Source organism: Variovorax paradoxus, assembly GCF_902712855.1.
Taxonomy (GTDB): Bacteria; Pseudomonadota; Gammaproteobacteria; order Burkholderiales; family Burkholderiaceae_C; genus Variovorax; species Variovorax paradoxus_Q.
On the sequence record NZ_LR743507.1, the window covers coordinates 1,560,380 to 1,577,205 of the forward strand.

The 16,826-nt window shown below is 68.7% G+C and carries 16 protein-coding genes; 10 read left to right on the plus strand and 6 right to left on the minus strand.

Going from position 1 to position 16,826, the window contains the following annotated elements; translation table 11 throughout:
• The first annotated feature begins 37 nt into the window (after positions 1-37).
• The 10 genes from AACL56_RS06930 to htpX all read left to right on the plus strand — a co-directional run bounded on the left by AACL56_RS06930 (position 38) and on the right by htpX (position 11,570).
• A complete protein-coding gene (locus AACL56_RS06930) occupies positions 38-1,297 on the plus strand; it encodes a putative DNA modification/repair radical SAM protein (RefSeq protein ID WP_339089089.1) in 1,260 nt (419 codons plus the stop codon).
• A gap of 11 nt (positions 1,298-1,308) precedes the next feature.
• A complete protein-coding gene (locus AACL56_RS06935) occupies positions 1,309-2,775 on the plus strand; it encodes a UdgX family uracil-DNA binding protein (RefSeq protein ID WP_339089090.1) in 1,467 nt (488 codons plus the stop codon).
• A complete protein-coding gene (locus AACL56_RS06940; protein ID WP_339089091.1) occupies positions 2,772-3,344 on the plus strand; it encodes a hypothetical protein in 573 nt (190 codons plus the stop codon). Before AACL56_RS06935 ends, AACL56_RS06940 begins: the two co-directional genes overlap by 4 nt.
• 366 nt (positions 3,345-3,710) lie before the next feature.
• Positions 3,711-4,241 carry an RNA polymerase sigma factor gene (locus AACL56_RS06945; RefSeq protein WP_339089092.1) on the plus strand — a complete coding sequence of 177 codons (531 nt, stop codon included), beginning with the start codon at positions 3,711-3,713 and terminating at the stop codon, positions 4,239-4,241.
• A gap of 424 nt (positions 4,242-4,665) precedes the next feature.
• Entirely contained in the window at positions 4,666-5,697 is a 1,032-nt protein-coding gene (gene pyrC / locus AACL56_RS06950) for a dihydroorotase (RefSeq protein ID WP_339089093.1), read from the plus strand.
• A complete protein-coding gene (locus AACL56_RS06955) occupies positions 5,697-6,518 on the plus strand; it encodes an NYN domain-containing protein (protein ID WP_339089094.1) in 822 nt (273 codons plus the stop codon). The genes pyrC and AACL56_RS06955 overlap by 1 nt, the downstream gene beginning before the upstream one ends.
• A gap of 51 nt (positions 6,519-6,569) precedes the next feature.
• Positions 6,570-7,421, plus strand: a complete 852-nt coding sequence (locus tag AACL56_RS06960; protein WP_339089095.1) for an NYN domain-containing protein — start codon at positions 6,570-6,572, stop codon at positions 7,419-7,421.
• Positions 7,418-8,164 (plus strand): DUF3025 domain-containing protein, encoded by a 747-nt coding sequence (locus tag AACL56_RS06965; RefSeq protein WP_339089096.1) that lies wholly within the window; start codon positions 7,418-7,420, stop codon positions 8,162-8,164. The genes AACL56_RS06960 and AACL56_RS06965 overlap by 4 nt, the downstream gene beginning before the upstream one ends.
• A 90-nt stretch (positions 8,165-8,254) precedes the next feature.
• Complete coding sequence (locus AACL56_RS06970) at positions 8,255-10,504, plus strand: IgaA/UmoB family intracellular growth attenuator (protein ID WP_339089097.1); 2,250 nt, start codon at positions 8,255-8,257, stop codon at positions 10,502-10,504.
• A gap of 190 nt (positions 10,505-10,694) precedes the next feature.
• Complete coding sequence (htpX, locus tag AACL56_RS06975; RefSeq protein WP_339089098.1) at positions 10,695-11,570, plus strand: protease HtpX; 876 nt, start codon at positions 10,695-10,697, stop codon at positions 11,568-11,570.
• Positions 11,571-11,651: 81 nt separating this feature from the next.
• Here htpX and AACL56_RS06980 read toward each other — a convergent pair whose 3' ends face one another.
• The 6 genes from AACL56_RS06980 to AACL56_RS07005 form a co-directional block, all read right to left on the minus strand.
• Positions 11,652-12,194 carry a hypothetical protein gene (locus tag AACL56_RS06980; RefSeq protein WP_339089099.1) on the minus strand — a complete coding sequence of 181 codons (543 nt, stop codon included), beginning with the start codon at positions 12,192-12,194 and terminating at the stop codon, positions 11,652-11,654.
• Positions 12,191-12,595 (minus strand): hypothetical protein, encoded by a 405-nt coding sequence (locus AACL56_RS06985; RefSeq protein ID WP_339089100.1) that lies wholly within the window; start codon positions 12,593-12,595, stop codon positions 12,191-12,193. Before AACL56_RS06985 ends, AACL56_RS06980 begins: the two co-directional genes overlap by 4 nt.
• A 171-nt stretch (positions 12,596-12,766) precedes the next feature.
• The gene (locus AACL56_RS06990) at positions 12,767-13,801 is read right to left on the minus strand and encodes a ProQ/FinO family protein (RefSeq protein WP_339089101.1); all 1,035 of its coding nucleotides are present in this window, start codon (positions 13,799-13,801) and stop codon (positions 12,767-12,769) included.
• A gap of 48 nt (positions 13,802-13,849) precedes the next feature.
• On the minus strand, positions 13,850-14,473 hold the full coding sequence (locus AACL56_RS06995; RefSeq protein WP_339089102.1) for a flavin reductase family protein: 624 nt from the start codon (positions 14,471-14,473) through the stop codon (positions 13,850-13,852).
• 35 nt (positions 14,474-14,508) lie between these two features.
• Positions 14,509-15,066, minus strand: a complete 558-nt coding sequence (locus tag AACL56_RS07000; RefSeq protein WP_425336991.1) for a VUT family protein — start codon at positions 15,064-15,066, stop codon at positions 14,509-14,511.
• Between the two features lie 8 nt (positions 15,067-15,074).
• A complete protein-coding gene (locus AACL56_RS07005) occupies positions 15,075-16,721 on the minus strand; it encodes an NAD(P)/FAD-dependent oxidoreductase (RefSeq protein ID WP_339089103.1) in 1,647 nt (548 codons plus the stop codon).
• Positions 16,722-16,826 lie beyond the last annotated feature (105 nt).

A 16,826-nucleotide genomic window follows, 5' to 3' on the forward strand; every position in this document is an offset into this window, starting at 1 on the left:
ATTCATACAGCATTTCGCCGACCGAGAAAGCCTTCCCGTGGACACCCAGCGCAAACTCGCGATCCTGGCCGACGCCGCCAAGTACGACGCCTCCTGCGCGTCGAGCGGCTCGCAGCCGCGCGACTCGATGGGCGGTCGCGGCATCGGCTCGACCGAAGGCGCGGGCATCTGCCACAGCTACGCACCCGACGGCCGGTGCATTTCGCTGCTGAAGGTGCTGCTCACCAACCATTGCCAGTACGACTGCCTCTACTGTGTGAACCGTGCGTCGAGCAACGTGCCGCGGGCGCGCTTCCGGGTGGAAGAGGTGGTGCAGCTCACGCTCGACTTCTACCGGCGCAACTGCATCGAGGGCCTGTTCCTGTCGAGCGGCATCATCAAGTCGCCCGATCACACGATGGAGCAGGTGGTCGAGGTGGCGCGCCTGCTGCGCGAGGAGCACGACTTCCGCGGCTACATCCACCTGAAGACCATTCCCGACGCGAGCGACGAACTCATCGCGCGCGCCGGCCGCTATGCGGACCGGCTCAGCATCAACGTCGAGATGCCCACCACCGAGGGCCTGCGTGCGCTGGCGCCCGAGAAGGACGAGAGCGCCATCCGCCGCTCGATGGCGCGGCTGCGCCTGCGCATCGACGACACGCGCGAGGAGGCGCGCCGCGTGGTGCCCATTCGCGCGCTGCCCGGCGCGTCGGCCACGCCCGCCAAGCCGCCGCCGTTCGCGCCCGCCGGGCAGAGCACGCAGATGATCGTGGGCGCCGACGCCACCGACGACCGCCGCATCCTCGCGTCGAGCGCCACGCTGTACGGCGCGTACAAGCTCAAGCGCGTGTACTACTCGGCCTTCAGCCCCATTCCCGATGCGGCGCGCGCGCTGCCGCTGGCCGCGCCGCCGTTGATGCGCGAGCACCGCCTCTACCAGGCCGACTGGCTCATGCGCTTCTACGGCTTCGAGCACCAGGAGATCGTGGCCGCGCCCGACGGCCTGCTGCGGCTCGATGTCGACCCCAAGCTGGCCTGGGCGCTCGCGCATGCCGACCGCTTTCCGGTCGACCTCAACCACGCGCCGCGCGAGATGCTGCTGCGCGTGCCGGGGCTCGGCGTGAAGGCGGTCGAGCGGCTGCTGCAGGCGCGGCGCGTGCGCCGGGTGCGCGCGGACGACCTGCGCCGCCTGCACGTGCCGTCGCGCAAGGTGCTGCCCTTCGTGGTGGCCGACGGGCATCGGCCGGCGGCCGGCGCGATGGCGGCCGCGGCGCCTTCGGCGCAGCCCGAGGCCGTGCAGGCCGCGCTGTTCTGAGCGGGTGCGTCATGCAGGTGCGGCTCGAAGATCCGGTCGACCTTGAAGCCTTCCGCGGGCACGCGCGGCGGCTGCTCGCCGACGGCGTGCCGCCGGACCATGTCGAATGGCTGGAGGGCGCGGCGGCCGAAGGGGCAGGCGGCCTGTTCGATGCGTCCGGTGAAGGCAGCACGGACGCAAGGCCGCCGCTCCATGTCGCGGCACGCCAGCCCGTGCCCGCGTCCTTCGTCGCGCTGTGCGCCGACGTGATCCTGCACCGCGACCCGCAACGCTTCACGCTCCTGTACCGGCTGCTGTGGCGCCTCGTGCACGAGCCCGGCCTGCGGCACGCCCCGATCGATGCCGACATGATGCAGGCGCAGCTCATGGCCAAGGCGGTGCACCGCGACATCCACAAGATGCGCGCCTTCGTGCGCTTCACCCGCGTCGAAGACGGCGAAGGCGGCGAGAGGCATGTCGCGTGGTTCGAGCCCGACCACCACATCGTCGAGGCCAACGCGCCGTTCTTCGCGCGCCGCTTCGCACAGATGCGCTGGGCCATCCTCACGCCCGAGCGCTGCATCGAATGGGACGGGCAGGCGCTGTCGCTGCGCGAGGGCGCCGACCGCCGCGAGAAGCCGCCGCCCGATGCGGGCGAGCAGCTCTGGCTCACCTACTACGAGAACATCTTCAACCCCGCGCGGCTCAAGCTCGCGATGATGCGGCGCGAGATGCCGCGCCGCTACTGGCACAACCTGCCCGAGGCTGCGTTGATCCAGCCGCTGGCCGAGGCGGCTGCGCAGCGCAGCCAGTCGATGATCGACGCGCCCGCCACGCCTGCGCGCCGCATCCGGGCGCCGATACAGCTGCATCCGGTGCCGGCCGACGGCATGGCGCCAGCCGACCTCGACCAGCTGCGCGCCGCGGCACACGCGTGCCGCGCGTGTCCGATCGGCGCGCTCGCCACGCAGGCGGTGTGCGGCGAGGGGCCTGCGGGGGCGCTCCACATGCTGGTCGGCGAGCAGCCCGGCGACCAGGAAGACCTGGCGGGCCGGCCCTTCATCGGGCCGGCCGGGCAACTGCTCGACCGCGCGATGGCGCAGCTGGGCTGGGCGCGCGAGAGCGTGTACCTGGCCAATGCCGTCAAGCACTTCAAGTACGAACTGCGCGGCAAGCGGCGCATCCACAAGACGGCCGGCCAGCGCGAGGCCCTGGCCTGCGCGCACTGGCTCGACAGCGAGATCGCGCTGGTGCGCCCGAAGGCGCTGGTGGCGCTCGGCGCCACGGCCGCACGTTCCCTGCTCGGCCGCCAGGTGGCCGTGCAGACCGAGCGCGGCGCCTGGCTGCATGAGCGCGGCGACGGCCGGCCGGTGTTCGTTACGCTGCATCCGTCGGCGCTGCTGCGGCTGCCCGACGGCGAACGCGACGCCGCCCACGCGCGCTGGCTCGAAGACCTGGCCGGTGCAATGGCCGCGCCTGCGATCATCGACGCCCGATGAGCACCGACGACGCACGCTGGAACGCCTACCTCCATGAACGCCATTCGCGCGAGATCTTGCGCGAATGGGCCCGCAGCCTGTCGTTCTTCCGCTTCTGCCGCGCCTTCGGCGGCCACGCGAACGACGGCGACTGCCTGCGCGCGGCGCTTGCCATCGCGTCGGAGGCGCATTTGCAGGACGTGTTCGCGCAACTCGGCATGGCGCTGGAGCGCCTGCCGCAGGACCACCCCGAGCCCGTGGCCGGCGTGCATTACCCCGGCGCGGAATTCATGAAGTTCGTGCCCGCGGCGCGCGGCTTCGGGCTGCCGGTGCGGCAGCCGGGCCGCGTGACCATCGCCGGCGCGGAGGTCTTCGCGTGGCTGCGTGCCGGGCGGCTGGACCTGTCGATGTCCGACGCCGACGAGCCCTGGGACGTGACGGCCCGAACCGTTCGCGCTGCGCAGTCGGTCGAGCTGCTGCTGCGGCCGCTGGCCGGGCTCTGCATCGACCCGCCGCAGGAAGGGCGCAACTGCCTGAGCCCGAAATCGCATCCGTGGCTGTGGGCGGACCCTGCGGACGACCACCGCTAACGCGCTGCGGTCGTTGCTGGCTCACTGTCGGCGGCTGCGCACAGAATGTTTCGAAGGTCCGCGAACCGTTCGGCGGGTTCGACGCCTCCTTGTGTCCGAGGGTCTTCCTCATGCACAACCAAGGATCGAAGGAATCGCCATGCTCTACATCAAGAATGTTCCCGGTTGGGAACGCGCGCTGCGCATCGTGGCCGGGCTTGCCGGCCTGGTTTTTGCCGCCATGAACTGGGGCGCGGCCGGTTCTGCGCTGGCCGTGGCGGCCGGCCTGGGGGCGCGATGCTCGCGCTCACCGGGCTGGCCGGCTTCTGCCCGATGTGCGCCATGGTCGGGCGCAAGCCCGGCAGGCTGGGCGGGGAACGCTGAACGGTGGCCCCCGCCTTCGTCGAGCATGCGGACCGCAGCGCGCTGGTGCTCGCCGCGCAGACCGGCGACCCTGCCGCCATCGAAAGCCTGCTGGCCGCCTGCCAGCCCGACGCGCGCCGCTACGCCTGGCGGCACTGCCAGGCCAGCGACGTGGACGACGCCGTGCAGGAGTCGCTGATGGTGATCGCGCGCAAGGTGCGCGCGCTGAAGGCGGCCGCGGCGTTCTCGGCGTGGCTCTTCACCGTCATCCGCCGCGAATGCTTGAAGCTGCAGCGTGCCATGTTCCGTCATGAGCCCCTGGACGATGACATCGCCGAGCGCCAGCTGGCCAGCCGCAGCGACGGCGCCCTGCGGCTGGACCTCGTGCACGCGTTCGAGTCGCTGCCCGCGCACTACCGCGAGGTGGTGCTGCTGCGCGATTTCGAGGAACTCACCATCGCCGAGATCGCCGTGCGGCTCGGCGAGCCCGCCAGCGCCGTCAAGAGCCGCCTGCACCGCGCCCGCTCGCTGGCGCGCGAATACCTGCTCGCCTGATTCGAAGGTGCACGCGCCCGCACGACCCGTTCGCGAGACACCACGCAGCCGGCTCTGCCCGACCGCCGATGCAAAGGTGAAGTGGAGGCGACACCCATCGCGTGAGCCCCCGGGAAGTCGAGGACACCACGGAACCGGCTTCGCCGGGCCGTCGGTGTCGCCCCCGGTAGGGGGAAGGAGAAGCGACACGAAGTGCGCGAAGCCTGGGGGCAAGTCAAGGACACCGCGGAACCGGCTTTGCCGGGCCGCCGGTGTCGCCCCCGGTAGGGGGAAGGAGAAGCGACACGAAGTGCGCGAAGCCTGGGGGCGAGCCAAGAATCACCGGGCCGCCGGTGTCGCCCCCGGTAGGGGCAAGGAGAAGCGACACGAAGTGCGCGAAGCCTGGGGGAGTGCCACACCCCCCGGTGCGACAATCGCCCCCGCCATGACAGACACCCTCACGATCACCCGCCCCGACGACTGGCACCTGCACGTGCGCGACGGCGCCGCCCTCGAAGCCGTCGTTCCCCACAGCGCGCGCCAGTTCGGCCGCGCGCTGATCATGCCGAACCTGCGCCCCCCCGTGACCACCGCCGCGCAGGCCGTGGCCTACCGCGACCGCATCCGCGCCGCCGTGCCCGAGGGCACGGACTTCGAGCCCGTGATGTCGCTGTACCTCACCGACAGGCTGCCCCCGGAAGAGATCGCGCTCGCGGCCGAAGCCGGCGTGCGCGCGCTCAAGCTCTACCCGGCCGGCGCCACCACCAACAGCGATGCCGGCGTGACCGACATCCGCCACACCTACAAGACGCTCGAGGCCATGCAGAAGCACGGCCTGCTGCTGCTGGTGCATGGCGAAGTGACCGACCCCGCCATCGACCTGTTCGACCGCGAGGCCGTGTTCGTCGATCGCGTGATGATCCCGCTGCGCCGCGACTTCCCCGAGCTCAAGGTGGTGTTCGAGCACCTGACGACGAAGGAAGGCGCCCACTACGTGCGCGATGCCGGCCGCTTCACCGCCGCCACCATCACCGCGCACCATCTGCTGTACAACCGCAACGCCATCTTCACGGGCGGCATCCGCCCGCACTACTACTGCCTGCCGGTGCTCAAGCGCGAGACGCACCGCGTGGCGCTGGTCGAGGCCGCCACCAGCGGCAGCGACCGCTTCTTCCTCGGTACCGACAGCGCGCCGCACCCGGCGCATCTGAAGGAACACGCCCTCGGCTGCGCCGGCTGCTACACCGCACTGACCGCCATCGAGCTGTATGCCGAGGCCTTCGACAACGCGAACGCGCTCGACAAGCTCGAAGGCTTCGCCAGCTTCCACGGCCCCGACTTCTACGACCTGCCGCGCCACACCGGCACCATCACGCTCAAGCGCGAAAGCTGGACGGTGCCGGAAACGGTGCCCTACGGCGATGCCACGCTCAAGCCGCTGCGCGGCGGTGAAACCATGAACTGGAAGCTCATGTAATGAGCGTTGTCGGTACGCCGGCAAGCACCACGGCGAAGAATTTGGCCGTTTTTATCGACGCTGACAATCTGAACGATGCCACGGCGCTCGACCATGTTCTGTTGGCATTGCGATCGATGGCCGATCGTGTGATCTACAGGCGTGCCTATGGCCGGCCCGAGAGCCTCAAGGCCATTCATGCCGTCCTCTGGAAGCATGGCGTCCGGCCTGTAGCCAACCTGATCGTCGACAAGACGACAACCGATAGCGCGCTGGTGATCGACGCCGTTGAGGCTGTATGCACCAATGACATCGATATCGTCGCAATATGCTCCGGCGACGCCGACTTTGTTCCTTTGGCGCTCTGGCTGCGAGAAAAGGGCTGCAGGGTTCTTTGCTACAGCTTGGCGAACAAGATATTCGCCAACCCCGACAGCTTTTACGACGACGTGGTGTTGCTGAATGTGGTGGAGGACGTAAGCCCTAACGAGGTGCCACAAGCTCAGTCTGCGCAGGAAAGCGGGGCAATTTTTCAAGCGTCGCCAGCCGTCGAGCCCAGTCCCGTGCCGGCGAGCAAACCGAAGCCGCAACCAGTGAAGGCGATGACTGCGCCTTCGGACAAGGCGGTTGTTGCCACGACGCCGTCGATCAAGAAGATTCTTTCGATCCTTCCCGAACTCAAGGGCAAGCAGCCTGTGCACCTGAGTCAGATCGCGACAAAGTTGCGCGATGCGGGCGTCCTGGATGCGAAGACGAAGCCAGTGACCCTATTCCGACGTCATCCCGCGCAGTTTGAACTCATGCCCAAGAGCCAACCGAACTGCGTCAGGTACCGGGGATGAAATCGCAAAGCGGCTGTCGAACGATGACCGAATACTCATCAGAAATTTAATATGACTCCAACCCTTCAAGTGATGCTGCTGATCGACGCAGACAACGTCTCCGCCGACGTGATCGAACAGGCCGTGCAGCGCACGATGGACGAGTACGGCGCCATTCACGTGCGCCGTGCCTACTGCAATGCCGAGATGGCGGTGAACCGCCAGGCGCTGTTCAAGCGGCTGTCGGTGCGACCGATGGTCAATCTCTCGGCCGGCAAGAACAGCACCGACATCGCGCTGTCGGTCGATGCGATCGACCTTGCCATTGCCGAGCGGCCCGACGTGGTGGTGCTGGTGTCGTCCGACTCCGACTTCGCGCCGCTGGTGATCCGCCTGCGCGAGAAGGGCTGCCGCGTCTGCGGCATCGGCCAGCAGGGCAAGACGGGCGAGGAAACGGTCGGCATCTACGACACGTTCATGGACCTCGCGCACCACGGCAGCAGCAACAGCGGCGTAAAGCCTGCGGCCCGCACCGCGGCGGCGAAGAAGACGGCATCGGCCAAGTCGGCCGGTGCGAAGACCGCGCGTGCGAAGACCGCGGCAACGGCCACCACCGCCACCGTGCCCGCTGCGAAGAAGGCACCGGCCAGGAAGACCGCGCGCAAGACGGCCGCCAAGGCGCCCGCACCGCAACCGCCGCAGCCCGAGCCGCCATCGGAAGCCGCCGAGTTCATTTTGCAGGCCGCTCCCGCGCTGCGCAGCGGCAAGGACGTGCCGCTCAACGACGTCGCGAAGGCACTGCGCACGGCAGGCCTGCTCGGCAAGCACGGCAGTTCGCTCAAGCTGTTCGACAAGCTCACCGCCGAGTTCGCGGTGATGCAGCATCCGGACCGCATCCGCTGGACGGGTGCCCCGACGCCTTGATCCTGCCGGCGATCGATTGGGCGCAGCCCTGGCTGGCGCCCTATCGTCCGGACGGTGAAACCGTGGCGCAGGCCGCGCGCCACGTCGGCGTGGCCGCCGCGCTGCAGGGCGCCAGGCCCGGTGCGGCGCCCGGATTCGTGCAGCAGCATGAACTGCCCGCGGGCCGGGCCTACGAGGCCCACGTCTTCCAGACCCGCACCGTGCCCACGCGCGACAACCTGCACGATTTTTTCAACGGGCTCGTGTGGCTCGCGTTTCCGCACACGAAGCGGCGCCTCAACGAACTGCAGGCGGCCGAGATCGCGCGCCACGGCGTCGCACCGGTGCGCGGAGCGGTGCGCGACGCGCTCACGCTGTTCGACGAGAACGGAGCGCTGCTCGATGCGCCGCCCGCGTTGTGGCAGGCGCTCGTGGCGCGCGACTGGCACACGCTGTTCGTCACGCGGCGCGCGCTCTGGAGCGAAGCGCGGCTGCAGCTGTTCGGCCATGCGCTGCTCGAAAAACTCGTGACGCCGCGCAAGGCGGTCACCGCGCACGTGCTGCTGCCGCGCGACCTGCACACCTCGATGGCGCTCGACGACGCGGCCATCGCGACGGATCTCGACGCAAACAGGCTCCAGACGAAACCTTTCGTACCCCTTCCGGTGCTCGGCGTGCCCGGTTGGTGCGACGAAAATACCGAGGCTTCGTTCTACGCCGACACGCAGGTCTTCCGCCCGCTGCCGGCCCCTGCGAAGCGCTAGCCACGCAGGCGGGAGGCCGCGCGGCGATGCATCGCCCGCGCCGTGCTGCACGCACGGCAGGCATTCCAGTTCAGAGGAGAGCACAACAACATGGATACCTTCGTCATCGTCCTGAAGGTGGGGCTGATTCTTTACGCGATCTACAGCCTCATCGTCTACGCCTCGCGCCGCTCGGGCAACCGCGGCGCACTGAAGAGCTTTCGCAACACGCCCGTGCTGCGCCGGATCACCGACGAGGAGAAATCGGCGTTGCAGCCGTTCCTGATGGGGCAGGGCCTGGCGGTGGACGACGAGGTGCGCGAACTCGCCGGCGCCTTCGTGCGCCACGGCCTGCAGGCGCAGGGCTCGTCGACCGAGCACGACACCATCGGCGACATCGACGTGCTGCTGCCTTACGACGCCCTCGACTACATCGAGCCGCACAACCAGGCACTGGTGGTGCTGAGCAGGAAGTGCGCGGTGGTCATCCGGGTGAACGGCTTCGACCTGCTCGAAGGACGCCAGCGCGCGCAGCGCCAGCAGGCCCAGGACAGGCAATGGAAGCACGGCGCGGCGGGTGCGCTGCCGACGCTCGACGAGATCGGCCGCGAGGCCGACCCGGCCGCCCGCTACCAGCGCGGCGAGGTCGACATTCTGGGCCAGCGCACCGAGACGCCCGAGGAGGTCGCCAGCCGCATGGGCCGCGGCGGCTGGGCTTCCGCGCTCGTGTGGCTGGCCGCCTTCGCACTGCTGTGGGTCGCCACCTGGGATGCCACGCGCGGCGCGCAGGCCTACCTGCTGGGCGCAGGGCTGATCGCGGCCGCATGGGCCGCCTGGCTCTTCGTGCGCAGGCCGTCCGCCACGGCCGCCGCGCGGGTGCCGCAGCCGGTCAACCGTGTGCGCGGCATGCTCAACCGGATCGCAGTGGTCAACGCCGGCAATGCGTCGGTCAGGAACGTCGGGCTCTTCATCGGCGACAAGCTGAGTCTCGTGCTGCCTTCGCACTGGAACGACGCCGCGAAGGTGCCGCACGGCGAAGTGATCGAGGCGGAACTGCGCACCGGCGACTTCAGCGCGGTGAGCTTCGGAAGCAACTGGTCGGTGGCCGACGAATGGCGGCGCTTCCGGCCTGCGTACTGGGGGCGGCACCTGCTGCTGATGCTGGTGGGATTGCTGGCCCTCGGTGTGCTGGCGCTGTCGGCGCCCGACCTGCGCGGCGAGGCGGCGCTGGTGGCGCATGCGGTCCTGCATCACGAGAACCCGCGCTACGGCAGTGCGGCGCAGCTGTCCGGCAGCCCGCCGAAGTGGGGCAGCTTCGCGCACGCCGAAGGCGAGGCCCGCTGCGAGATCGATGTGAACGGCAGCACCGTCAATGGACTTGCCGTGCCGGTCATCGACTGCGGCACCGTGCGCTGGGGCGGCACCGCCCCTGTCGTTCCCGCACTGGACATTCCGCAGAGCGTGCTGGCGCTGGCCCGCCCCGACTTTCTTCGCGCGTCGGAGAGCGGCATGTCGGCTGCGCTGATGGCGATGCTGCGCATGCAGATGGGACAGGCGCCCGATCCGCTCGCGGCCTACCGCGCGCGCCAGAACACGCCGATGATGGTGCGCGGCTTCGGCCGGTCGGTGGCGCTCGTCGAAGCCGCCTGCGGCGAGAGCGGCGGACTTTCCCCCGAGGGATGCGGCCACCTGCAGCGCGAGATGGTGCGCGCCATCGATGCCACCGTCGAGAAGGACGGCGTCGACACGCTGGTGACCACCTGGGCCGCGTTGGCGGCCAGCGCGAAGGCGGGCGGCGAGAACGCCGACCTCGTGCTCTCGCGCAGCCAGCTCGCTTCCGTGAACAGCTTCGTGCAGCAGGCGGTCGACGGCGTGGTTGCGGAAAAGATCGAGGCCGCGCGCCCGGCCATCGTGCCGGCCGGCGGCGGCGTGCTGCTGTCGTCGCCGACGCTCATCGGCGATGCGAAGCGCACGGCAGGCGATGGCGAAGCCGGGCCGGTCGACGACGACGTCGCCGCCATCGAAGCGGACGCCGCGGGCGGCTCGCTGCTCGAACGCTGGGCCCGCCTGCAGCGCCATGCCACCGAAGCCGGCCTGAAGCCCTTCGTGCTCGAGGGGCTGGTGACCGCCACTGGCGGCGATGCCGCCGGCACGACGCTGGTGCGCATCGATCCGGGCCTCGACGCCACGCGCACGGCGGCCGCCGGTGCCTACGCGCTGTGGGCGCTGTTCGCGGCGATCCTGGTGCTGGTCAACGGTGTGGTGTTCGCGCTGCGCCTGAGCCAGTCGATGCGGCGCGGCGCGCGCCTGCGTGCCGACGTGGCGATGCGCCCGGCGCCGGGCGCCACAGGCGTCTTCTGAGTTGTCCGACAGGCCTTCAGGACGATGGGGAATACGCGGGCGCTAGAACTTTTGCTCCTATCATGGCTTCGCCGGGCCACCGGAGCGCCCTGCAACGCATGACAACGTGAGCGCCTCCTTGCCGTTCGCGGCTTGAAGGGGGCCGAACGGCCCTCAACTGTGTGGCAGGTTTCCCCACGGAGAATTCAACTTGAAACGTATCCTTCTGTTCGTCCTGACCAACGTGATGGTGGTTGCGGTGCTGGGCGTGGTCGCCAGCCTGCTCGGCGTCAACCGGTTCCTGACGGCCAACGGCCTCAACCTGGGCGCGCTGCTCGGTTTCGCGCTGGTGATGGGTTTCGGCGGCGCGATCATCTCGCTGCTCATCAGCAAGCCGATGGCCAAGTGGACCACCGGCCTGCACATGATCGACAACCCCCAGACGCCCGACGAGGCCTGGATCGTCGGCACCGTGCGCAAGTTCGCCGACAAGGCCGGCATCGGCATGCCCGAGGTCGGCATCTTCGAGGGCGAACCCAATGCCTTCGCGACCGGCGCATTCAAGAACTCGTCGCTGGTGGCGGTGTCCACCGGCCTGCTGCAGAACATGACGCGCGAAGAGGTCGAGGCCGTCATCGGCCACGAGGTGGCGCACATCGCCAACGGCGACATGGTCACGATGACGTTGATCCAGGGCGTGATGAACACCTTCGTCGTGTTCCTGTCGCGCGTGATCGGCTATGCGGTCGACAGCTTCCTGCGCCGCGGCGACGACCGTTCGTCGGGCCCCGGCATCGGCTACTACGTGAGCACCATCGTGCTCGACATCGTCCTCGGTTTCGCGGCAGCGATGGTGGTGGCCTGGTTCTCGCGCCATCGCGAGTTCCGCGCCGATGCTGGCGCCGCCGCGCTCATGGGCCAGAAGCAGCCGATGATCAACGCCCTTGCGCGCCTGGGTGGCCTGCCCGCCGGCGAACTGCCGAAGGCGGTGGAAGCGATGGGCATCACCGGCAGCATCGGCAAGCTGTTCGCCACGCACCCGCCGATCGAGGAACGCATCGCTGCGCTGCAGAGCGCGCAGCGTTGAGCTGAACGGCAGCATGAAATAAAAAGGGGCTGGTCGATGGACCAGCCCCTTTTTTCGTTGGCAGAAGCGGGTGTCGTTGGCTCAGAGATCGAGTGCCGAGATGGCTTGCAGCCCCTGCTTGATGTTGTTGCGTGCGGCACCTTCCACCGACATGCGCAGACGCGTCGTGCCCACAAGCGAATCGAACGCGCCACCTGTGTAGGTCGACTTGATGACCTGGCGCATGGCCACCGACTTGTCGGAAACCTTGATGAGCGTCCAGCCCGCTTCCATGTCGACCGTGAACGCAGCGCCGAAGGTGGGCTTGTTCAACCTAGTAATCGAGACCGACAGCTCGTAGTCGCCGCTCTTGCCCTTGACGACTTCCTTGAACAATGCCGTCTTGGTGACCGACTGCTCGATGGCCGTGCGCAGATCGTCATTGCTGATGTCCGCGCTCCAGAGGGGATTCGTCTCATTGCCGCCGCCGGTCTTGACCGAAAGCGAATACGGCAGCTTCTTGCTCGAAGCAATGCTGGTGGCCGTCATGGCGTCGCGATTGGCCGGCGAGGCGCAACCAGCGAGCATGACGACAGCGGCGAGGGCAGCCAGCGCAGCAGCGCGGCGAAAGGCTTGATGGATCATTTCTGCGTTGCCGATTCTTTGAAGATATTGCCAACCACTTCGTCGACCATTTCCTGTGGTGACAGGCGTGTGAGCGAGGTGTGGAACGAGTTGCCCGTGGCCAGGGGAAAGTCGGATTTCGGGTCTCGCACCGTCACCGTGAGTTCGAGCAGGTACATCGAGAGATCCCACATCCACTTGTCGACGTAGGTGACGACGGCGTCGACCTGTTCGGCTGACTTGCTGTCTTCCGTGACCTGCAGGCCGCGTTTGCGCAGGTTGCCGGCGATCAGCTTGTGGATCGTGCCGTCTTCACCTTCGAGCTGCTTGACCTGCACCACGCGCAGTTTGTCGAGATTCGCTGAGGGATCGACGGTGGCCGTTGCGCGATTGACGGCACAGCCGCTCGTGAACAGGGACACGGCCGCGGCTGCAAGGAGCAGCCTGATGACTCTTTTCAATTAACGTTCTCCTCCGCCCGACATGGGCGGAAGGGAATGTAACTGGAAATGTATAAAAACGTTTCTGCTGCAGCAAAGGTGCGGCGTCGCCACACCTTACAGCCAGCGCAATGATGATCGGCCGGTGGCCGCTCAATTGCCGGTGGCCGCGGGACCCGAAGGTTCAGCGGGTTGAGCAGGTGCTTCCTCTACTGGCTGCGCGACAACGGCCGCTTCGGCAGAAGGCGTCGCCACTTCAGCTCCAGCCGCTGCCTCCGCGGCCGCCTGCGCCTTCTTCTGGTCGTTGCGCACGCGTTGCAGCGTGCGCGCCACGTCACCGGGCTTCATGCCGTACATCTCGGCGAATTCCTGCTCGCTGCGGCCGCTGGCCTCGAAGGCGCGCAGCAGGGCTTCGCGCTTGGCGGCCTGCTGGGCGAGTTCGGCCAGGGCCTCGTCGACCACCGCATTGGCGTTCGCGTCGCGCGAGCGCACGAGCACTGCGTAGGCTTCGCGGTCGAGTCCCGAGGCCTCGACGGCCTTGGCGATGCGCGCCACCAGCTGCGGGCGCAGGTCGGCGGCGGCGTTGCCGTTGTCGTTGTTGCCGTTGCGATGGGCACGGCGGCGATGCAGCTCGAGGATGGCGTGGTGCACATGCTCGGGCGCGACCGGGTCGAGCGCGTTGCCGTCGAGGTCGTGGCGTGCCAGGCCGGCAGCCACCGACTCGAGGTAGCGCGTGGAGCGCGCGTGCTGGCCCATGGCGATCTTCAGGTCTTCGGCCTTGAAGTCTTCGGGGTGGCGGGCGAGCAGCTCTTCGTACACGCCGAGCTTCAGCGGCACGAAGCGCGCGCCGAAGAGTTGCGGGTACAGCTCGAACAGGCGCTCCAGCACCGGATTGACCTTGCGCGGCGTGCGCTGCGGCGATTGCTGCGAGGGCTGTTGCGCCTTCTGCTGCCGCGGTTGCGGCTGGCCGGCCTGCTGCACGCGCTGGCCGCGGCCGCCGCCCGCGTTCTTCTGCCGCGGCGGACGCGATGCCTGCTGCGGCTGCTGTGCTTGCTGCTCGGGCGCGTCGGCACCGGTGCCGGTTCCTGCACCGGCCTGCAGCTGCTTCAGCTGGTCGGCCATGTCCAGTTGCTGGCGCCGGGGCGCACGGGCGTTGGTCTTGGGGGTGGCGGTGGAAGCGTCGGTCATGCGGGGGCGCTGTAATGGATTGGAAGGAGAAAGTCCGGCGCGGCGCGATCAGCGCGGCCGGAACATCCTGAAGAGATTGTCGCGGCTGACTTCGAAGTAGTCGGCCGGGCCGCCGCCACGCAGGATCGGCTGCGCCGCGGCGGTGTCGTAAATGCCGTCCTTCAGCAGGTGGCGCGCGATGTGCACGCCCACCACCTCGCCGAGGACCAGCCACGTGGAAACGGGCACGCCGTCCACGCCTTCGAGCTGCAGGATCTGCGTGAGCCGGCACTCGAACGACACCGGGCTCTCGGCCACGCGCGGCACGGCGATGCATTGCGATGCGGCGGTCGTGAGTCCGGCCAGCTCGAACTCGTTCACCTCCGGCGGCACGGCCGCGCAGGAGCGGTTCATCTGCTCGGCCAGAGGGCGCGTTGCGAGGTTCCAGCCGAACTCCCGCGTCTGGCGGATGTTGTGCAGGCTGTCCTTGGCGCCGATGCTGGCGAAGCCGACGATCGGCGGCGTGTAGTTGAAGGCGTTGAAGAAGCTGTAGGGCGCGAGGTTGAGCACGCCGTTCGCGTCCTGCGACGAGATCCAGCCGATCGGGCGCGGCCCGACCATCGCGTTGAACGGGTCGTGCGGCAGGCCGTGGCCCTTGGCGGGTTCGTAGAAGTGGAAGTCGTCGCCGGCCATCGGGAGGTCTCGGTGTCGTGTGGGCGTCCGGCGGCTCAGGCCGAGGCCCGCGCCGCCTGACGGCCGATCAGCAGCCGGAATGGCAGCAGCATCAGCACGCCCACGGCAAGCTTCACCGCCAGGTCGCCCAGCGCCCAGGTGAGCCAGGGGCCGTCGGTGCCCGCGAAGGCGATGCCCCAGAACACGATGCTGTCGAGCACCGCGGCGATCACCGTGGCCACCAGCGGCGCACGCCACCACAGGCCGCGGCGCAGGCGATCGAACACGCCGATGTCGAGCAGCTGCGAGGCGATGAAGGCCAGCCCCGAGGCGGCCGCGATGCGCACCGGCGCCAGCAGCAGCGACACGCCCACCGCCACCGCGAAGCCGACCCAGGCCACGCGGCGCGCCATGCCGGGACCGAAGCGCCGGTTGACCAGGTCGCTCACGAGGTAGGCCACAGGGTAGGTGAATGCGCCCCACGTCAGCCAGTCGTTGAGCGCGAACTGCACGAGGATGTTGGAGGCCAGCACCACCGCGGCCATGGCGAGCGTGGCGGCGGTGAAGTGGCCGAGCGTGGCGCGCTCAAAGCGGATGGGGTGGACAGCGTGCATGGCCTGTGTCAGACGTTCGCCGTGCGTTCGCGTTCGGACGCTGCCAGCACGCTGTGCGCCACGGCCTCGGCCACCTTGATGCCGTCCACGCCGGCCGACAGGATGCCGCCTGCGTAGCTCGCGCCTTCGCCGGCGGGGTACAGGCCGCGCACGTTCAGGCTCTGGAAGTCGTCGCCGCGCGTGATGCGGATCGGCGAGGAGGTGCGCGTCTCGACGCCGGTGAGCACCGCGTCGTGCGTGTCGAAGCCCTTGATCTTGCGGCCGAACGCGGGAAACGCCTCGCGCATCGCCTCGATGGCATAGGCCGGCAGGGCCTTGTGCAGGTCGGTGGGTGTCACGCCGGGCTTGTAGGAAGGCGTCACGCTGCCGAGCGCGGTGGAGGGCTTGCCCGCGATGAAGTCGCCCACCAGCTGGCCCGGCGCGCGGTAGTCGCCGCCGCCGAGCACGAAAGCGTTGCTCTCGAGCTCGCGCTGCAGCGCGATGCCGGCGAGTGCATCGCCGGGGAAGTCGCGCGGGTCGATGCCCACCACGATGCCCGCGTTGGCGTTGCGCTCGTTGCGCGAGTACTGGCTCATGCCGTTGGTGACCACGCGGCCCGGCTCGCTGGTGGCCGCGACCACGGTGCCGCCGGGGCACATGCAGAAGCTGTAGACCGAGCGCCCGTTGCTGGCGTGGTGCACCAGCTTGTAATCGGCCGCACCGAGCAGCGGATGGCCCGCATGGCGGCCCCAGCGCGCGCGGTCGATCAGGCCCTGCGGATGCTCGACGCGGAAGCCGATGGAGAAGGGCTTGGCCTCGATATGCACGCCGCGCGCATGCAGCATCTCGAAGGTGTCGCGCGAACTGTGGCCCAGCGCCATCACCACGTGGTCGGCGCGCAGCTCGCTGCTCTGGCCGGTGGTCTGGTCGAGCACGGTGAGGCCGCGAAGGTGGCCGTTCTCGATGTGCACGTCGGTCACGCGCTGCTCGAAGCGGATCTCGCCGCCCAGCGCCACGATCTGCTCGCGGATGTTCTCCACCACCTTCACCAGCTTGAAGGTGCCGATGTGCGGATGCGCGACGTAGAGGATCTCGGGCGGCGCGCCGGCCTTCACGAACTCTTCCATCACCTTGCGGCCCAGGAAGCGCGGGTCCTTGATCTGGCTGTAGAGCTTGCCGTCCGAGAAGGTGCCGGCGCCGCCTTCGCCGAACTGCACGTTCGACTCGGGGTTCAGCGTGCTCTTGCGCCACAGGCCCCAGGTGTCGCGGGTGCGCTGGCGCACGGTCTTGCCGCGTTCGAGCACGATGGGCCGGAAGCCCATCTTCGCGAGCATCAGCGCCGCGAAGATGCCGCAGGGGCCGAAGCCGATGACCACCGGGCGCGACACGCCGTCGGGCGCATCGGCCGGCGGCGTGTAGCGCATGTCGGGCGCGTTCTGGATGTGCGGATGGCCCGCGTGCTTCGCGAGCAGCGCGGCTTCGAGCGTCGCGTCCTTCAGCTGCACGTCGCAGATGTAGACGGTGAGCAGTTCCACCTTGCGCGCATCGAAGCTGCGCTTGTAGACGGTGTGGGATTCGATCGCGTCGAGCGGAACGTCGAGCGTTCTTGCGATCAGTGCGGCCAGCGCGTCGGGCGCGTGGTCGAGCGGGAGTTTGAGTTCGGAGATTCTCAGCATGGCCAAAGGCTTGTGACTATCAAGCAGCGCACCATTTTAGCTTCGTCGTTCGTGGAACACCGAGGAACCGGCTTTGCCGGGCCTCAGGTGTTGCCCCCGGTAGGG

Coding starts and splice junctions, on each gene's coding strand:
- AACL56_RS06940 (WP_339089091.1), top strand. CDS start 2,772: ATGAGCACCGACGACGCACGCTGGAACGCCTACCTCCATGAACGCCAT.
- AACL56_RS06970 (WP_339089097.1), top strand. CDS start 8,255: ATGGATACCTTCGTCATCGTCCTGAAGGTGGGGCTGATTCTTTACGCG.
- AACL56_RS07000 (WP_425336991.1), bottom strand. CDS start 15,066: ATGCACGCTGTCCACCCCATCCGCTTTGAGCGCGCCACGCTCGGCCAC.
- AACL56_RS06935 (WP_339089090.1), top strand. CDS start 1,309: ATGCAGGTGCGGCTCGAAGATCCGGTCGACCTTGAAGCCTTCCGCGGG.
- AACL56_RS07005 (WP_339089103.1), bottom strand. CDS start 16,721: ATGCTGAGAATCTCCGAACTCAAACTCCCGCTCGACCACGCGCCCGAC.
- AACL56_RS06955 (WP_339089094.1), top strand. CDS start 5,697: ATGAGCGTTGTCGGTACGCCGGCAAGCACCACGGCGAAGAATTTGGCC.
- AACL56_RS06980 (WP_339089099.1), bottom strand. CDS start 12,194: ATGATCCATCAAGCCTTTCGCCGCGCTGCTGCGCTGGCTGCCCTCGCC.
- AACL56_RS06960 (WP_339089095.1), top strand. CDS start 6,570: ATGACTCCAACCCTTCAAGTGATGCTGCTGATCGACGCAGACAACGTC.
- pyrC (WP_339089093.1), top strand. CDS start 4,666: ATGACAGACACCCTCACGATCACCCGCCCCGACGACTGGCACCTGCAC.
- AACL56_RS06995 (WP_339089102.1), bottom strand. CDS start 14,473: ATGGCCGGCGACGACTTCCACTTCTACGAACCCGCCAAGGGCCACGGC.
- AACL56_RS06990 (WP_339089101.1), bottom strand. CDS start 13,801: ATGACCGACGCTTCCACCGCCACCCCCAAGACCAACGCCCGTGCGCCC.